At 40.1% G+C, this 17,316-nt stretch carries 18 protein-coding genes; 13 read left to right on the top strand and 5 right to left on the bottom strand.

What is annotated here, in order from left to right; genetic code table 11:
- Positions 1 to 123: 123 nt before the first annotated feature.
- From spoIID to ACIQ1H_RS15510, 10 genes are all read left to right on the top strand, one after another.
- A complete protein-coding gene (gene spoIID / locus ACIQ1H_RS15465; RefSeq protein WP_402889886.1) occupies positions 124 to 1,065 on the top strand; it encodes a stage II sporulation protein D in 942 nt (313 codons plus the stop codon).
- Positions 1,066 to 1,102: 37 nt separating this feature from the next.
- Positions 1,103 to 1,759: a M23 family metallopeptidase gene (locus ACIQ1H_RS15470; RefSeq protein ID WP_173478599.1), complete on the top strand. Its 657-nt coding sequence runs from the start codon at positions 1,103 to 1,105 to the stop codon at positions 1,757 to 1,759.
- A gap of 134 nt (positions 1,760 to 1,893) precedes the next feature.
- Positions 1,894 to 2,154, top strand: coding sequence for a sporulation transcriptional regulator SpoIIID (locus ACIQ1H_RS15475; protein WP_004269485.1), 261 nt, complete (start codon positions 1,894 to 1,896; stop codon positions 2,152 to 2,154).
- 167 nt (positions 2,155 to 2,321) lie between these two features.
- A complete protein-coding gene (mreB, locus tag ACIQ1H_RS15480) occupies positions 2,322 to 3,317 on the top strand; it encodes a rod shape-determining protein (protein WP_173478598.1) in 996 nt (331 codons plus the stop codon).
- 21 nt (positions 3,318 to 3,338) lie between these two features.
- Positions 3,339 to 4,172 (top strand): flagellar hook-basal body protein, encoded by an 834-nt coding sequence (locus ACIQ1H_RS15485; RefSeq protein ID WP_173478597.1) that lies wholly within the window; start codon positions 3,339 to 3,341, stop codon positions 4,170 to 4,172.
- A gap of 25 nt (positions 4,173 to 4,197) precedes the next feature.
- Positions 4,198 to 5,037, top strand: a complete 840-nt coding sequence (locus ACIQ1H_RS15490) for a flagellar hook-basal body protein (RefSeq protein WP_402889888.1) — start codon at positions 4,198 to 4,200, stop codon at positions 5,035 to 5,037.
- Between the two features lie 38 nt (positions 5,038 to 5,075).
- Positions 5,076 to 5,360, top strand: coding sequence for a DNA-directed RNA polymerase subunit beta (locus ACIQ1H_RS15495; protein ID WP_402889890.1), 285 nt, complete (start codon positions 5,076 to 5,078; stop codon positions 5,358 to 5,360).
- Positions 5,361 to 5,585: 225 nt separating this feature from the next.
- Positions 5,586 to 6,029, top strand: a complete 444-nt coding sequence (gene fabZ / locus ACIQ1H_RS15500; RefSeq protein WP_402889891.1) for a 3-hydroxyacyl-ACP dehydratase FabZ — start codon at positions 5,586 to 5,588, stop codon at positions 6,027 to 6,029.
- Positions 6,030 to 6,188: 159 nt separating this feature from the next.
- Positions 6,189 to 6,572, top strand: coding sequence for a hypothetical protein (locus tag ACIQ1H_RS15505; protein WP_173478593.1), 384 nt, complete (start codon positions 6,189 to 6,191; stop codon positions 6,570 to 6,572).
- Positions 6,573 to 6,681: 109 nt separating this feature from the next.
- Positions 6,682 to 7,071, top strand: a complete 390-nt coding sequence (locus ACIQ1H_RS15510; RefSeq protein WP_173478592.1) for a hypothetical protein — start codon at positions 6,682 to 6,684, stop codon at positions 7,069 to 7,071.
- A 1,497-nt stretch (positions 7,072 to 8,568) separates the two neighbouring features.
- Here ACIQ1H_RS15510 and ACIQ1H_RS15515 read toward each other — a convergent pair.
- Positions 8,569 to 9,540, bottom strand: coding sequence for a nuclease-related domain-containing protein (locus tag ACIQ1H_RS15515; protein ID WP_402889894.1), 972 nt, complete (start codon positions 9,538 to 9,540; stop codon positions 8,569 to 8,571).
- Between the two features lie 93 nt (positions 9,541 to 9,633).
- Positions 9,634 to 10,059: a YwpF family protein gene (locus ACIQ1H_RS15520; RefSeq protein ID WP_402889896.1), complete on the bottom strand. Its 426-nt coding sequence runs from the start codon at positions 10,057 to 10,059 to the stop codon at positions 9,634 to 9,636.
- Positions 10,060 to 10,360: 301 nt separating this feature from the next.
- On the opposite strand from ACIQ1H_RS15520, the gene ACIQ1H_RS15525 reads away from it, so the two are divergent.
- Positions 10,361 to 10,783 carry a single-stranded DNA-binding protein gene (locus tag ACIQ1H_RS15525; protein WP_139860761.1) on the top strand — a complete coding sequence of 141 codons (423 nt, stop codon included), beginning with the start codon at positions 10,361 to 10,363 and terminating at the stop codon, positions 10,781 to 10,783.
- Between the two features lie 268 nt (positions 10,784 to 11,051).
- On the opposite strand, the gene ACIQ1H_RS15530 is transcribed toward ACIQ1H_RS15525, so the two are convergent.
- Positions 11,052 to 13,823, bottom strand: coding sequence for a DEAD/DEAH box helicase (locus tag ACIQ1H_RS15530; protein WP_402889898.1), 2,772 nt, complete (start codon positions 13,821 to 13,823; stop codon positions 11,052 to 11,054).
- Positions 13,820 to 15,394 carry a hypothetical protein gene (locus ACIQ1H_RS15535; protein ID WP_402889900.1) on the bottom strand — a complete coding sequence of 525 codons (1,575 nt, stop codon included), beginning with the start codon at positions 15,392 to 15,394 and terminating at the stop codon, positions 13,820 to 13,822. Before ACIQ1H_RS15535 ends, ACIQ1H_RS15530 begins: the two co-directional genes overlap by 4 nt.
- Before the next feature lie 227 nt (positions 15,395 to 15,621).
- Here ACIQ1H_RS15535 and ACIQ1H_RS15540 point away from each other — a divergent pair, with 227 nt between their 5' ends.
- Together ACIQ1H_RS15540 and ACIQ1H_RS15545 are read left to right on the top strand one after the other, a co-directional pair.
- Positions 15,622 to 16,086, top strand: coding sequence for a transcriptional regulator (locus ACIQ1H_RS15540; protein WP_402889902.1), 465 nt, complete (start codon positions 15,622 to 15,624; stop codon positions 16,084 to 16,086).
- A gap of 192 nt (positions 16,087 to 16,278) precedes the next feature.
- Positions 16,279 to 17,127, top strand: a complete 849-nt coding sequence (locus tag ACIQ1H_RS15545) for a flagellin N-terminal helical domain-containing protein (protein ID WP_173478586.1) — start codon at positions 16,279 to 16,281, stop codon at positions 17,125 to 17,127.
- 10 nt (positions 17,128 to 17,137) lie between these two features.
- Here ACIQ1H_RS15545 and ACIQ1H_RS15550 read toward each other — a convergent pair whose 3' ends face one another.
- Entirely contained in the window at positions 17,138 to 17,284 is a 147-nt protein-coding gene (locus tag ACIQ1H_RS15550) for a hypothetical protein (RefSeq protein ID WP_402889904.1), read from the bottom strand.
- Positions 17,285 to 17,316 lie beyond the last annotated feature (32 nt).

Below are 17,316 nucleotides of genomic sequence, written 5' to 3' on the forward strand. Positions count from 1 at the left end.
GCTTATGATAAGCAAAGAGATTTTTTGTTGTTAAATCGAAATCTACTCTTTAAAACAAGATAATGAGACTTTTACGTTTAATAGAACACTCATATATTAAAGAAATCTCGCATATTATTCCTTATGAAAAAATGGATAATGAGTATTGCTGTTATTTGTTTAATTGGCACATTATACATGCTGCCTTTAGCATTCAGTGAGAGACGAACAGAAGACAATATTAAAGCTCCACAATCGACGGAAAAAGCCTGTGAAATATTCATAGAAGTGGAGGGACAACAAGAAAGAATTCCTTTAGAAACGTATATAGTTGGTGTAGTTGCAGCTGAAATGCCTGTTTCTTTCCATAAGGAAGCTTTAAAAGCACAAGCAATTGCTGCAAGGACATATGCTCTGAAAACGACAAATTACGGCAAGAATGCCATTGCACCTACTGTTGCAAGGCAAGTTTTCTATAATAAGGAACAAAGAAAAGCAAATTGGACTAGCAATTTCCCGGGAAATGAAAAGAAAATTGTCGAAGCTATTACAGAAACTCAAGGACAAGTGCTTCTATATGATAATGAATTAATCACGGCTATGTTTCACTCAACGAGCAATGGAAAAACGGAAAGTGCTTATGGCTACAGTGGTAACGACTTGCCATATTTGCAAAGCGTCGCAAGTATATCCGATCAAACTTCTCCAAAGTTTGCAACAATAGAAGAATGGACATTAGCCGAATGGAATGCCTTGTGGTCGATTAAATGGCAGGCGGCAGATTTTAATCGTATTCAAGTGTTCCTTAATGATTCAGGACGTGTAGAGCGGCTACAAATGGGGAACAACGTATGGTCTGGGAGAGAGGTTCGAACACTCTTACAATTACCGTCGACAGATTTTAAGATTACCTATAGTAGGGACACAGGAAAAGTTCAAGTAGCAACGAAAGGATATGGTCACGGAGTCGGTATGAGTCAATATGGTGCAAATGCGATGGCGACCGAAGGAAAGACCGCCTCAGAAATTTTACACTATTATTATCAACAAGTTGAGATAAAAAAAATAGATGCATGTTTAAAATAGCTTTTAGTTGTTCACACTGCAACTAGAGGTGATGAAAATGAGAGAGGATAAAAATAGTAAAACTTCTCAAAATGAAAAAGGACAATTGCAGAAAAAACCTTGGTTTTGGCCGGTAGTATACGGTGGAGGTGCGTTAGTGTTAGCAGGTTTGTTATTTGGTTACAATAGTCTCGTATCAAAAGAAGAGGCGCCATTACCAGATCTAGCACAGGTTGACCCAGGTCCAGTAGTTGAAACAAATGCACGAACAGAAACAATGAAGTATCCATTCAAAGAAGCAGACTTTAGTAAAGTACAAGTTTCACAGGAATTTTATGAAGTAGAAGCCAATGAAGAGTCGCGTGAAAATGCACTAATGGTATTCAATCAAACTTTTACAACTTCATCAGGCATTTCTCTTTCTATGAATGGAGAGGAATTCGAAGTAGTTGCTGCGTTAAGTGGTAAAGTACTAGAAGTAAAACTAGATGCGTTCACAGGCAATAAAATCGTTATTGAACATGCAAATGGTTTGCAAACAAATTACAGCTCTGTGAAGGACATTGTCGTTAAAGAAGGCGATGAAGTTGCACAAGGTCAGGCACTTGGTAAAGCGACTGACAATGAGTGGAATCAAGCAGCTGGCGTTCACATGCATTTTGAAGTACTAGAAAACGGGAAATATATCAATCCTAAAAAATTACTAGCATTTTAAAAAAATCAGCATTTTAACGAGAAAGTGCAAAACGTGTTCTGAATAGCTTTGTCCCCACATAAGGTGAAGAAATGCGCAGACGTGCATCTGATGCCAAAGCCATTTTGTGAAATTGTGTGGAAAGGACGAAGAACGTGCACGAGCACATTCGGAAGCGCTGCATACGCCTCGGTGAACTACTGATTGAGACGCGTGAAACTGTGCGTGTCCTCGCGAAAATGACAGGTTACTCAAAAAGTACGGTGCATAAAGATTTAACAGAGCGATTACCAACAATTCATGAAGGATTAGCTGATCAAGTGAAAGAGATTCTCGCCTACCATAAAGCCGTACGTCATATTCGTGGAGGAGAGGCAACGAAAAACAAGTGGAAAGAAAGAGCGAGTCAAGAATGATTCGTTCTTTTTTTGTACTTTGCAACTTGTGTACATATAATTGTAGGAAAACAAGCGGATTAACTAAATTTAGGTGAAATTACCAATGGGGTGTGATAAAATATTCTAGATAAATAGACAATAGGAACGTTATGTAGTTTGAACTGGCGGGAAGGAGAATTTTAAAAATGTTTTCGAAGGATATAGGCATTGACTTAGGAACTGCGAACGTATTGATTCACGTAAAAGGTAAAGGAATCGTCCTTAATGAACCTTCAGTGGTAGCAATAGATAAAAAGACTAACAAAGTTTTAGCTGTAGGAGAAGAAGCTCGTCAAATGGTGGGGCGTACGCCTGGTAATATAACTGCAATTCGACCATTACGTGATGGAGTAATTGCAGATTTTGATGTTACTGAAGCGATGCTTAGACATTTCATCAATAAATTAAATTTAAAAGGGTTTTTATCTAAACCACGTATTTTAATTTGCTGCCCAACAAATATTACTAGTGTAGAGCAAAAAGCAATTCGCGAAGCCGCTGAAAAATCTGGTGGCAAAAAAGTATATTTAGAGGAAGAACCAAAAGTTGCGGCAATCGGTGCAGGAATGGATATTTTCCAACCGAGTGGCAATATGGTAGTTGATATCGGTGGTGGAACTACAGATATTGCAGTACTTTCAATGGGTGACATTGTAACAAGTGAATCTATTAAGGTAGCGGGCGACGTTTTTGATAATGATATTTTGCAGTATATTAAAAAGGAATATAAATTGCTAATCGGTGAGCGTACAGCAGAAGCAATCAAAATAACAATCGGCACTGTATTCAAAGGTGGACGTAACGATTCAATGGATATTCGTGGTCGAGATATGGTAACAGGCTTACCTCGTACTATTACGATTCATTCTGAAGAAATCGAGCGTGCATTACATGAATCGGTAGCAATGATCGTACAATCAGCTAAAAACGTGTTGGAAAAAACACCGCCTGAGCTGTCAGCGGATATTATTGATCGCGGTGTAATTATTACTGGTGGTGGCGCATTGCTACACGGTATGGACCAACTATTAATCGAAGAATTAAAAGTACCAGTCTTTATTGCTGAATACCCTATGGACTGTGTGGCAATTGGCACTGGTATTATGCTAGAAAATATTGACCGTGTTCCAGCATCCCTATAAAAATACAATGAGGTGATTCCTTTGTTCAAAGGGTTTTATACAGTAGCAACAGGTATGATAGCACAACAAAGACGAACAGAATTACTGACAAACAACCTATCAAACGCAAATACACCTGGATATAAAGCTGATCAATCTACAATTCGTTCATTTCCAGATATGCTAATGTCGAGCGTAGGTAAAACAAATGCACCTGCCAATCAGCAAGCAGGCTCGCAGTATATGAGCCAAGTTGGTGCGTTAAATACAGGAATTTATATGCAAGAAACATTGCCAAATTACATACAAGGTCAAATCTATAGTACGGATTTAACAACAGATATGGCCCTAATTGATGGATACTTACCGCAAAATGAAGATGGTGTTACTGGCTCAATTTTCTTCCGTTTAGCACATCCAGACGGTGGAGAAGCCTATACGCGTAACGGAAATTTTACATTAGATGGTCAAGGCTATTTAGTAAATGCGCAAGGACTTTACGTATTATCAGAAACTGGACAACGCATCCAGCTACCAAATGATGATTTCCGTCTGGATCAAGACGGCACCATTTTTGTAAACAACCAGCAAGTAGCACGTGTAGGTGTATCATTTGCTGCCAATCCGAACATGCTAGTCAAACAAGATAATGGCTTAATTCGTACAGAAAATGGAGCGGCTTTACCTACTGCTTACGGCGCAAATGGCGTATCGTTTACATTAGGTCAAAATTATTTAGAACGCTCTAACGTAGATTCTGGTCGCACAATGACAGACTTAATGACAGCGTATCGAGCTTTTGAAGCAAACCAAAAAGTGTTGCAGGCTTATGATCGTAGTATGGAAAAGGCTGTTAACGAAATCGGCAAACTATAATTAGGCGAACAGGAGGCGTATTCTCATGCTACGAACAATGATTACCGCAACGAATACAATGGGCCAATTGCAAAATAAATTAGATACAATTAGTAATAACATTGCTAACAGTGGTACGCATGGCTATAAAGCACAACAAGCTACGTTCAATGAACTCATGTACCAGCAATTTAATAATGACAAAAAGGACCCTACTGCGCGCCAATCACCAGTAGGTATACGCTACGGCTCTGGCGCAATGCTTGGCCAAATTCAAACAAATCATAAGCAAGGTTCCCTTCAAACAACAGACCGTGACCTTGATTTAGCTTTTACGAAGCCAAAACAATATTTCAACATTTTAATGCCAGATGGTGAAAATGGTACGAAAACAGTGTATACTCGTCAAGGTGACTTTTATTTATCACCTTTAAATAATGGGACGGTAATGCTTGTTAATACAGATGGCTATCCAGTAGCGGATGCAAATGGACAGCCTATAACATTACCTGATAATGTAAAAGGATTTGCTGTTCGCGATGGAGGCTCGTTAGAAGCAACATATCCGAATGGAGATATTATTCGTACGGATCTCGCTGTAACGGAATTCCAAAAGCCACAGCTAATGGAGCATGTATCTGGCACATATTTAGGCTTACCGAATAACTTAGCGGAGCTAGGCTTTGCACAAGCTGAAGTTGTAACAGATTTACAAGGCGCAAATCGTCAGCAAATCGGCATGCAAAATGGTACACTCGAATTATCGAATGTAAACTTGTCGAAGGAAATGACAGATTTAATTGAAACGCAACGTGCTTATCAATTTAATGCAAGAGCCGTAACACTAGCTGACCAAATGCTAGGGCTAATTAATGGCATTAGATAGGTACATGTTTGAGTAAGTAATGAAGGGGTACAATATCTATGACAAACGATTCACGTCGACGTTCTGTGCCGACACAAGAAACCGATACGCCACCAGAAGAAAAGGAACGTCGCTCAAATGGAGAGCAACGCGAGGTTCGATGGGTGCAAATACGGCTGATTCCGATTTGGTTACGTGTTGTACTTGTTCTTGTTTTAATCATTGTGGCTGCTATTTTAGGTACGATGGTTGGCTACAGTGTGATTGGTCAAGGAAAAGCAATGGATGTCTTTAATTTAGAAACATGGCGGCATATATTTGACATAATGAATGGTAAAGAATAATAATATTCTTTACCATACTTTGTGTTTCACATAAAAAGGTTTAATACTGTAACTGTACTTCAAATGCACGCTATTGGATGAAGACAACAGCGAATTGTGTTTGAGACGCTCATTCTGTTGGCCAAGCTAGCTCGTTGCTTGCTAAATGGAGTGGACTCAGGATTGGACGTTCGGTACATATTTTATGTAAAAAGCCAACTTACATACTCAAAAGGGGGAAAAGAAATGTTAACAGCAGAACAAATTCAAGCAATTTTACCACACCGTTATCCTTTTTTATTCGTAGATCGTATTGTGGAAATAGAGGAAGGCAAGCGTGCGGTAGGTTTCAAAAATGTCTCAATTAACGAAGATTTCTTTAATGGACATTTTCCAGGATATCCAGTGATGCCAGGTGTTTTAATTGTTGAGGCATTGGCACAAGTTGGTGGGGTAGCCTTATTAAAGTCAGAACAATATCAAGGACGTTTAGTGTTTTTAACGGGCATTGATAATGCACGTTTTAAGCGTCAAGTAGTACCAGGCGATCAGCTTAAATTAGAAGTGGAATTCATTAAATTGCGCGGTTCAATGGGTAAAGGACACGGAATTGCGACTGTTGATGGCGAGCTTGTTTGTGAGGCAGATATTTTATTTGCAATAGGGCCAGAGCAACCAAAACAACCTTAATTTGCAATTATAGGCTAAAAGTTATAAAATAATCTTGTCGAATAGTGTTCTTATTATTAATTTTTTTTGACAGAAATTAGTATAGTTTTAATAATACGATGGAATTGTATTGAAATACATGTGATTTTAGGTTTTTTAAAAAGTAGGAGGATTATATAGATGTATAAGGAATTGTCTTCAGGTGTTAAAATTAGCATTACGCGTTCGATTTCAACATCTTTTGAATCATACTTAGCAAGTATTGGTTGGGAAGAAGAACGCTTTTCTATGGAAGACTTCATTGCTAGCTGGCAGTCTTATTTTCAGGAAAATGCCGCTTGGATCGAAAAAATCCCAGCCGATGTTTTGATGAGTACTGAATTCCATGAAGAAATGGCACAAAAAATCGATGAAGTAATTGCAAAAATTTTAAATGAAGAACCAACTGCTAAGCAGATCGAAACAATCGATGCTTTACAAAAAGAGCTAGGTACAAACTATACCTATAATTGTAAAGCCGAAGCAGCTTATATTGAGCAGTTGCTAAAAGAAAAACAAAAATAGTTTGTACAAAAATCGGATAGTTCCCTCCTTTCCCGGGCAATCTATGTAGGATCACAAATGCACAAGTTGTATTTGCTGACATAGTACTCAAGAGAGGAGGTTTTTTAATATGTGGAAAATGTCTTTTTTAACCATTATTCTTGCTACAGTATTCCTTGGAGGTTGTAACTGGGGTAACAATGCAGCGAATGAAACCCCAATGGAAGACGTGAAGAACGACGTTCGAGAAGGTGTTAACGATGTGGAAGATGTTGTAGATCCAAATCGAAATCATGATGTCTATGATCGTGATGTAAACAACAACACTCGTGGCACAGTGAACGACGGTACAGTAAATGATGGCACAGTAAATGAAAGTACTGTAATGCCTGAAGCAACAACACCTGGCTCAAATGCGGATGTAAATGGCTCAAACGGCTATGATAACGTTCCAAATGCAAACGGTGTTGATAGAAACAACAATACTGTCAACGAACGTAATACTATGACTACTCCATAAATACTAAAAGTGATTCCGTCAAACGGAATCACTTTTTTTTATCGAAGCAGGTGCGAGGGTAGGATTCCGCGAAGCAAGGGCAGGATTCCGCGAAGCAGGGGTAGGATTCCGCGAAGCAGAGGTAGGATTCCGCGAAGCAGAGGTAGGATTCCGCGGAGCAAGGGTAGGATTCCGCGAAGCAGGTGTAGGATTCCGCGGAGCAAGGGAGAGATTCCGCGAAGCAGGGGTAGAATTCCGCGGAGCAGAGGTAGGATTCCGCGGAGCAGGGGTGGGATTCCGCGGAGCAGGTGTAGGATTCCATGGAGCAAGGGTGAGGGTAGAATTCCGCGAAGCAGAGGAGAGATTCCGCGGAGCAGAGGTGAGATTCCGCGAAGCAGAGGTGTGATTCCGCGAAGCAGGGGTGTGATTCCGCGAAGCAGGGGTGTGATTCCGCGAAGCAGGGGTGTGATTCCGCGAAGCAGGGGTGTGATTCCGCGAAGCAGAGGTAGGATTCCGCGAAGCAGAGGTAGGATTCCGCGAAGCAGGTGTAGGATTCCGCGAAGCAGAGGTAGGATTCCGCGAAGCAGGTGTAGGATTCCGCGGAGCAGAGGTAGGATTCCGCGAAGCAGGTGTAGGATTCCGCGAAGCAGAGGAGAGATTCCGCGAAGCAGGGGTGTGATTCCGCGAAGCAGAGGTAGGATTCCGCGGAGCAGAGGTAGGATTCCGCGAAGCAAGGGTGAGATTCCCGCGAAGCAGAGGTAGGATTCCGCGGAGCAGAGGTGTGATTCTGCGAAGCAGAGGTGTGATTCCCGCGAAGTAGGGGGAGAATTCCGCGGAGCAGGGGGGAGATTCCGCAAAGCAGAGGAGAGATTCCGCGGAGCTAGGGCGAGGGTAGGATTCGGCGTAGCAGGGGCGAGGGTAGAATTCCGCGAAGCAGGGGTAGGATTCCGCGGAGCAGAGGAGAGATTCCGCGGAGCAGAGGTAGGATTCCGCGGAGCAGAGGTAGGATTCCGCGGAGCAAGGGCTAGGGTAGGATTCGGCGTAGCAGAGGTAGGATTCCGCGGAGCAAGGGTAGGATTCCGCGAAGCAGAGGTAGGATTCCGCGAAGCAGAGGTGAGATACCGCGGAGCAGAGGTAGGATTCCGCGAAGCAGGGGTGTGATTCCGCGAAGCAGAGGTAGAATTCCGAGGAGCAGAGGTAGGATTCCGTGGAGCAGGGTAGGAGGATTCCGCGAAGCAGAGGAGAGATTCCGCGGAGCTAGGGCGAGGGTAGGATTCCGAGGAGCAGGAGAGGATTCCGTGAAGCAGGGGTGAGATTTCGCGGAGCTAGGGCGAGGGTAGGATTGGGGGCGAGGGTAGAATTCCGCGGAGCAGAGGTAGGATTCCGCGGAGCAAGGGCTAGGGTAGGATTCCGCGAAGCAGGTGTAGAATTCCGCGAAGCAGAGGAGAGATTCCGCTACGTATCAAGTACACCTCAAAAAAATCTTATGCGGAGGTCCGCATAAGATATAAGATTTGGTCAAAAGAATTGCTTCATATATTTTGTTAAATCATCTGGGAGATGGTAGACGCGATTTTTAGTTGTACCGATGCTAGGGAAATGAAATTTTCGCAACAAGCGATTTGCTGCATCACTTGATTCAATCCTAAAGAATGTACGCAATTGACTATTGGTTATAGTCCGATTCACAAGCAATTGATAATCTTGTAGCGCCTCTGCAAAAATCTCTATGCTATTATGTCGACATACTGAACATTTCCAAATGCCTCGATAATAAAACATTTGATTTTTATAGTTGCATTTTGGACAAAGTACTCCGTGACGGAAGCGCGAAGAATCTATACGGGTCAATAACTTTTGTGGTTGATGTTGAGCACGAATGAGCTGCACAAAACGGGTTAGTTGCTCATCCGTTAATATTGGTTTGGAGTATTTTTTTAATAGATTTTGAATATGACTCTGGAGTCCGGATACATGGAAAATAGGAACAGTATTCGGATGGTTTACAATGATTGCGGAAGGATTAGAAAAAATAACAGCACCTTCAATAGGGAGAGAATAATTTTTAGATATAATTTTAATAAATCGAATATGACGTTGAATTTGAGTAATAGCATTTGGAAAGCCTTCTACTGTTCCATCAGGTTTTGTTCGTGTACATTGATATGTAGTACCATCAAAGTCTAGCTTTCCGTTAATATTCTTAATTTCCACAACTAATATGAAATGCTTGCAAATAAAGAGTGTATCAAGTTGATGAAAGTGATTGGCTGTATTTGCAAGCAATAAATTATGCAATACGAAAAAAGTATTTGGACATACTATCTCATCCCATTCTTTATCGACTCTTTGTTCACCAGCAAAACCAGCATCAAGCCTTCGAAATTGTTCCATAAAGTAGCCTGCCTCAGGATCTTGCTCCCGTAGTCGTCGTAATAAAGCTTCGAGCCATAATAATTTTAACGGCTTCTCTCGGAAGATAATATTCATGTAATTCACCCCTTTTTACACCATATTTTATCCGAAAAAGAAAACTTGTCCAGCAAAAAAACGATACGTTAAACAACGTATCGCTACATAAAATTAATCATTTTTAAGTTTTGGTCGTTCTTTCATACCTTTTGAGAAGCGGTCTAGTAACTCTACTTGTGAAACACCCTCTGTTAGGAGATCGGCTAGTAATTGTTCCGCGTATTTTGAACGCTTAATTTTTAAAGTACCTTTTAAAAGCACAGAGATATGTTCGCCAATTTCCTGCACAGTATTAACGACAACCCGAAATGGCGCTGGTTCATTGTCGGGGAATGAAATAACTGCTCGCACATTAAATACTGTTGCATTCGCTAATAACTCATCAAAAATTGGTCGATATTGCCGATCGATAAACAGTTCAAGAATCCAAGATTGATGGCTGTTTTCCTGGTTAATAATAATGCCATCGACTAAAGGAAATGTTTGTATGCCCTCTTGAGTGACAAGGTCAAAGGAAAGCATTTTAAATGTTTTCATTATGTATCCTCCTAAGTCGGTCATTCATTTTAGTATAACATAATCAATTACAGCTTGTTGTTGTTGAGACTGTTCCGTCACTACTTCATTAAATATGCAAAATTTAATTTTTAAGGAATACACACTTTCACCTACGGCCACCAAGTTTCTACTCTGAAAAAATCCCAACAAATAAAAAATAAAATAGTGAAAAAATGAATTTTCAGTTCGAATATTGCTCCAAAAATTTATTATCGACTTTTGCCAATAGGGATTGCCATCTTGTAAGATGAGAGCAATTAAAAGCAAAGGAGGTGAATGGATGAATCAAGTCGGACTGGTTGGAAGATTAACAAAGGATCCTGTGTTACGACAACTATCAAGAAATCGCGTGCAATCTCATTTCTCCCTCGCCATTAATCGCAATTACAAAAACAGCCGTGGGGAAGTGGAAACTGACTTTATACTTTGTACAGTATGGGGAAAGCTGGCAGAGCATATCGTTAGATTTTGTGGAAAAGGCTCACTAATTGGGATCAATGGGCGAATTCAGTCCAGATCATTTATGAATGAAGAAAGCACAAAAATTTATATAACTGAGGTAGTTGTTGAGGATGTCCGCTTTTATAGGCTGAAGCCACCAGATAGTAAAGCGTGTGCAGTACCGCCATCGTCATCCGTCGATCAGGAGATTCTGAACGATTTTGTGTTGCCAGAAAAAGAGTTGCAATTACCAGTAGTATAACCGACTAATGCAATACATACGGAGCAATGCTAAACATTTTTAATTCGCCATTCTCCTATAAAAATGCTAAGCACTTGCACCGTAATTAATATTCATGAGAAAGGGGAGATGTGGACTTTCAAAAATACCTGTTATTGCTGAAGACCGCACAGCAATAAACATTTCACACAACTAAATATTAGAAGTAAGTAGGAAAGAAGAAAAACATTGTTCACTTTAAAGTCGTTAATTAAAAGAGCGCCAAGAACGTTTAGCTCTTGGCGCATCTTTAAGATATATTATAATCCAGTTTTATTAAATCGCGTAGTTCATCATCGTCTAGCTCTGTTAACCACTGGCTCGATTGAATAAGTTCTTCTGATAATGCAGATTTCTGCGCAAGCATTTTATCAATTTTTTCCTCAATCGTCCCAATAGTCACAAACTTATGCACTTGCACAAATTGAGTTTGCCCAATTCGGTATGCTCGATCTGTTGCTTGATTTTCAACAGCAGGGTTCCACCAACGATCGGCGTGCAAAACATGGTTTGCAGCTGTTAAGTTTAATCCCGTTCCTCCAGCTTTTAATGAGAGGATAAATATAGGGAATTCACCTGCCTGGAAAGCCTCCACCAATCGGTCACGTTGCTGCTTAGGCATCGCACCAGTTAAAAAAGGCGCATCAACATTATATACTTCACTGAAACAATGCTGTAGTAATTGTCCCATGCCAATGTACTGTGTGAAAATAAGACATTGTTCACCATTATCCACGATTTCCGCTGCCATGTTGACGATTCGCTCTAGCTTGACGGACCGTGTAAGCATCGTTGCAGCATCCTCGAACGGTTCCTTTAAATAAAGTGCAGGATGATTACATAATTGCTTCAACTTACTAAGCATCTTTAAGACACGGCCTTTCTTTTGAAAGCCTGTTAATTGCTCTAGCTGATCAAGTGTTTCTAAAATGTAGCCCTCATACAGTGATGCTTGTTCTGCAGTTAATGCACAATATGCATGTGACTCTTGCTTATCAGGCAAATTAAGCTGTAAATTCGGATCTCGCTTAGTACGGCGAAGTAAAAACGGCTGAATTTTTGCACGTAACTTTTGCTTATGTGATTCTGATTCATCACGTTCAATAGGTAATATAAATTCTTCATTAAAGCGTCCGAAGCTACCTAAATACCCTTTATGAATAAAATCAAAAATAGCCCAAAGCTCCGATAATCGGTTTTCAACAGGAGTACCTGTTAGAGCAATATGGTGCCTACCATGTAATTTTCGTATTGAACGAGATTGTAATGTCTGCATATTTTTTATATTTTGTGCCTCATCTAGTACAACAGTTGCCCAATCGATTTCTTGTAAAAATTCTGCATCCTGTGACACTGTTCCATAAGTAGATAAAATAACATGTGGCTTTTCTTGTTCGATAAGTCTTACAAATGCCTCTTCTTTCGTCCGATTTGCCTGATAATGCGTATGCACAAGCAACGATGGAGCAAAACGAGCAAGCTCTTTTTGCCAGTTACCAAGTACTGAAGTCGGACAAATAATGATGGTTGGTTCTTTGGCATCCGTTGTTTCATAGACATGTAGCAAATAAGAAATAAGCTGAACGGTTTTTCCAAGTCCCATGTCATCAGCTAGACAGGCACCAAAACCTTGTTCGCGCATAAAGATAAGCCATTCAAAACCTTCTTGCTGATAGGGACGTAAGCTAGCATTTAATGAAAGGGGAACAGGTACTGGTGGAAGACCTTTCTTTTCGTGCAGCTGCTCCATATAAGATTTTAAAGATTGCTGTAACTCAAAGGCGAAAAGTGGATCGTCTCGCATTGCATCATCCGCATCTTCTTCTTCCTCAAGCGGTGATAAGTCATCAGGTAGCTCACGGAATAAAAGCTCACGAACAGTCCAACTTTCATCTTCAGCCTGTTGCATTAAAGCGCGCATTTCTTGCATCCAGTTGGCATCCACTCGGAACCATTCTGTCCCTATGCGTATGAACTCTCGTTTTTCATCGACTAGCTTTTTAAATTGCTCTGCTGATATCGTTTCACCATTCATTGAAAATTGCCATTTGAACGTCAATATGTCATCAAGTCCAGCAACTTTTTTCGTAGATATATTACCTGTGCTAACACGCACACGAATTTTTGACTGTTTTAAATCTTTTAGCCATGCTGGTAGCACAACATCAAAACCAAGGGCCTGTAACCGTGCTAAGTCTTCTCGTAGAAATTTACGTACCTCTAAATCGTCGAGGGTAACATGAATAAAAATATTAGGTTGTATATCCTCAATTGAAAGTAGCTCCACAATTTGTGTTTGTTGTTGCTCAATATCCAGCGCAAATGCCTGCCACTTAGTTGGTAATGCATCGACTAATGGTAGTAATTTTTTACGAACAGCAGGTGTCCAATAATTTTTTGTTGAAGCGGTACTAAGAACTGTTTCCAAAAGCCAAACATCGGAATCTTCCTCAGGCTCACTTAAACGTAGAGAAACAGTAACAGCGCCAGCTTGTCGATCCTGTTCTAAAGGCCAGCCACCACGTAAGAAAAATGGGAGTAGCTTTGGTACATCCGACACAAGAAGTCCAGCATGAGCAAGTTTTTGCTGTACAGCTATTTCAAGTAACGCAGAATCTTCACTTTCTATAGAAAATGATAGCGATGAAAAATCATCTGCAATAACTGCATGCGACCAAAGTAAAGGATCTTGCCAATATTGCTGTAAATTTTGCGCTTGTTCTATCATCGCACTACTTTCCTCATTAATCCCTTGCCAATGGATAAATGGGTGACTGTAGCGCGAAGAAAAGATATCGAGTAGTTCTGCAGTAGAAATATCGATGGAAAGTTCTGTACGATTGGTCATTAAGCCATAAGTATTTGCCTCATAGTTGAAAAATAATGAAGAAATAAGTGTCTCTACCTCTATTGCGGTACCACTTGCAGTAAAGCCTTGCACCGTATAATTGCCATTCTGAGCTGATTCAATGCGTAACTGTAGTCTTTTTGTAAACGGAGAGGGAGCATCTAATGTCATCATACTAAGTTTCCTTTCTCAATCTCTTCCTGTAGTGCACGAAGTCGTTTATATTCTGCACGGATTGTTTGCATGTATGTTTCAAAATAAGCCACTTTACCTGCTCGTTTTGCTGCACTTCGCATACTTTTCCATATACGTACAGCTTGCTTATAATTCATACGTGATTTTTGAGTAATCTCTGCCATTGCATAAACATGATACAACGGTAAAACTGCTGCAGGCGCTATGTGTAACACATCTTTTAGACCACACATTTCTAAATAAGAAAACGATGAAACATTTAATTGATGTAATGCCGCCCAATCACGGTAGCGTTCTTTTCGAATAAGGAAGAATGAATATGGCTGTAAACCGTATACACCGAACGCACTATACAATGTCGTTTCTTCCTCCTCGGTCAATTGGATATCTTCATATAATAACTGGAATTGTCGCACATATTGCGCTCGCTGTACGACTGGCACAGTTTCTTGTAAAAAAGCTTCGGCAAATGGGAGCATCGCACGCAAAATTAATGCTTGTGAATGTGACTCGCCAGCACGCTTTGCAAAAGTAGCTAATTCGAACAAGTCTTGCATCTGAGATAATGAAACCTGTGCAATACTTTCCTGTAATAATTGTTCTTTTTGTAATAGCACATAAAATATGAGCTTTAACGATTGTAAAGATATCTCGGGTGGCAAATTTTCAAGCTTGCTAATAAGCATTAGCTCTTGTTCGCGTCGAGGCTTCTCATAAAAAAGCACTGCCCAAAGCAGCATGTAGATTTGTAGTCGATTGGCAAATAGCCCTTCACGTTCAAGTAAAAAGTTTCGGACGATTTGCTGAAGTGCATCATAAAATGGATCAGTTGCAAAAAGTCGAGAGCGATTCGTTAATTCAGTCAGTATACTTTCGAATGATTGCACACTTTGATCGATAAAGTATTTCATATAGGGAGAATCTAACGAATGACCCTGTGTATTGTTTAAATGACGCCAAATCGCATTCAAGATGGACAGTTCTATAAATAGCTTATAGATTGGTTGCCACTCGCGTTCAAATGGCATATGTTTGCGAAGTCGCTCCAATGCATCAGAACGAATAGCTGAAAGTCCGTAGCCTTCTAAAATGCGACCAGACGGTAATAGACGTTTCATTACTTCATCAACCATCATCTTCCAACTTTCAGGGCTTCGTTCCTCAGCCAATGATTTTAACTGTACTGATTTTTGGGAACGCCAAGCACTTGACCAGTTTTGGACCGAATCAAAGTACTGATAGAGAGCAAGTAGTGCGCCAACCTGATGTCGACACCATTTTTGTTGGGGACAGTTACAGCTTAAAGTCCCGTGAGCAAAATCAATTTCTACAGTTGCAGGTCTTACATCCTGTACGCTTGCATATAATATAGAACTTGCTCCATTAAAACGATCAAATACGATAGATTTGTTACGTACAGAAAAAACTGCACGGCGCACAAGTTCCTCGTCTTCGCTTGAGGACGGATGTAAATCCTGCTCAGCTTCTTTTAATTTAGCAAGTATAAATTGTTGATGTTCCTTAGCTAGTTGCGAAATAGACAAAGCCATAACCTCACTCCTCTCAATTGCATTGGCCAATGACTTTAGCTTTATTTGGATGATCTAAAATGTCATCTGTAGTATTAAGGAAAAAAGACTGTCTTTCCATTATACGATTAAAATGCGGACATGATAAGCTGAATGATCAGAAAGAAAAAATTTGAACATAAGATGGTTAACAAGCACGTTTATTTGTGTTAAAATCTGAATAATCAGATAACGAGGAGGGATGAAGGATGATGCAGGTTCAATATATGAAGCCGTTCTACACGAAAATTTCTGGAGATAAATTGCGTCTCGTATTTGCTTATCAATACTTCTCAATATTAAAAGAGAATGAGATTTTTCATTTCATTCCGATCGAAGGGAAAGAAATGATTATCAACTTGCATACACAACAAATCGAAAATTTATCTGAGGTATTTGTTTTCCAAAAAGGAAATCGTTTTATTCGACTACCGCTTTATCAACTATTACTCATTACAAATGTCCATGAACATTTAACGCCAATTCTTGAAAGCGCTACACCAAAGCCACAGTTACCCCTTGTCTCTTCCGCAACTGTTGGTGAGATAGATCAGCTAATTACAGAAATTGAGCAAAAAAATATTGACTATTTAATAGATCAAGCATTATTAGACTACAATGAAGCTCTCTTTTTTGAGCTACTACATCAAAAGAGCACACAATTCGGAGGTTAATAAAAATTGAATACAAGGTACAGCAAATGAGCACCCACTTTTCATGAAGAAGAAGCGGGTGCTTTAACAGTTTAATTAATAAAGATATAATTACAGCGATTTTCAATTATTTGGATTTATTACCAATAGTACTTAAAAGCAATTGGCTGACACCGATATAAATAGAAATACTGTTTGCGAGGGGGTGGGAAAATGCTGGGAAAGTGGTCTGCTACGGGAATGTCGATATTAAATAATATGAATAACCATTATAGTGCAATGAGCAAGGCGATGCTGCGAATTTCTACTGGCTATCGCATTAATAGTGCAGCCGATGATCCGGCGGGTCTTGCCATATCTGAAAAAATGCGCGCCCAAATTCGCGGATTAAATATGGCATCGAAAAATATACAAGATGGTATTTCACTTGTACAAACTGCTGAAGGTGCGCTTAATGAAACGCATGCAATGATTCAAAGAATGAGAGAGCTAGCAGTGCAAGCGTCTAATGATACGCTAACAGATAATGATCGTCAGCAACTCGATAAGGAATTTCAAGAACTAAAAAAGGAAATTCAACGTCTTTCTAAAGATACTGAGTTTAATACGAAAACTTTACTAAATGGTGATTATTCGACGAATGGCATCAAAATTCAAGCAGGTGCAAATGCGGGGCAAAACATTGAGCTGTTCATTAATGATATGGGATCTGGGGCACTCGGTTTAGACGACACTACTTCTATTGCAACACGAGATGATGCAAACAAGGCGATTTCAACGATGGACGAGGCATTAAAGCGAGTTTCGTCTGAGCGGTCGCGACTAGGTGCATATCAAAATCGACTGGAACATGCCTATAATGCCAACATGAATACTGCAGAAAACTTAACTGCTGCGGAATCCCGAATTCGCGATGCTGATATCGCGAAGGAAATGATGAATATGGTGAAATCACAAATTTTGCTACAAGCAAGCCAATATGTACTAGCACTTCACATGCAACAGGCACAATCCATTTTAAAATTGCTAGAAAGCGGAACAATAAGGAATCCCAGATACTAATGGCGATTCCTTATTGTTTTTTTGAATTTGATGGAATCGCCGATAACGTTAGGTAAATTGCTGATAGCAGCCGATTTATCGCCGATACACCGAAGTAAATCGCCGATAGAAGTCCACGAATCGCCGATAAACCATTTAATATTTTAACTTTGCCCATTATAAACTATGTCAAATTTTTAATTTCAAACA

The sequence above is a fragment of the Lysinibacillus sp. NPDC097279 genome, assembly GCF_044761745.1.
Taxonomy (GTDB): Bacteria; Bacillota; Bacilli; order Bacillales_A; family Planococcaceae; genus Lysinibacillus.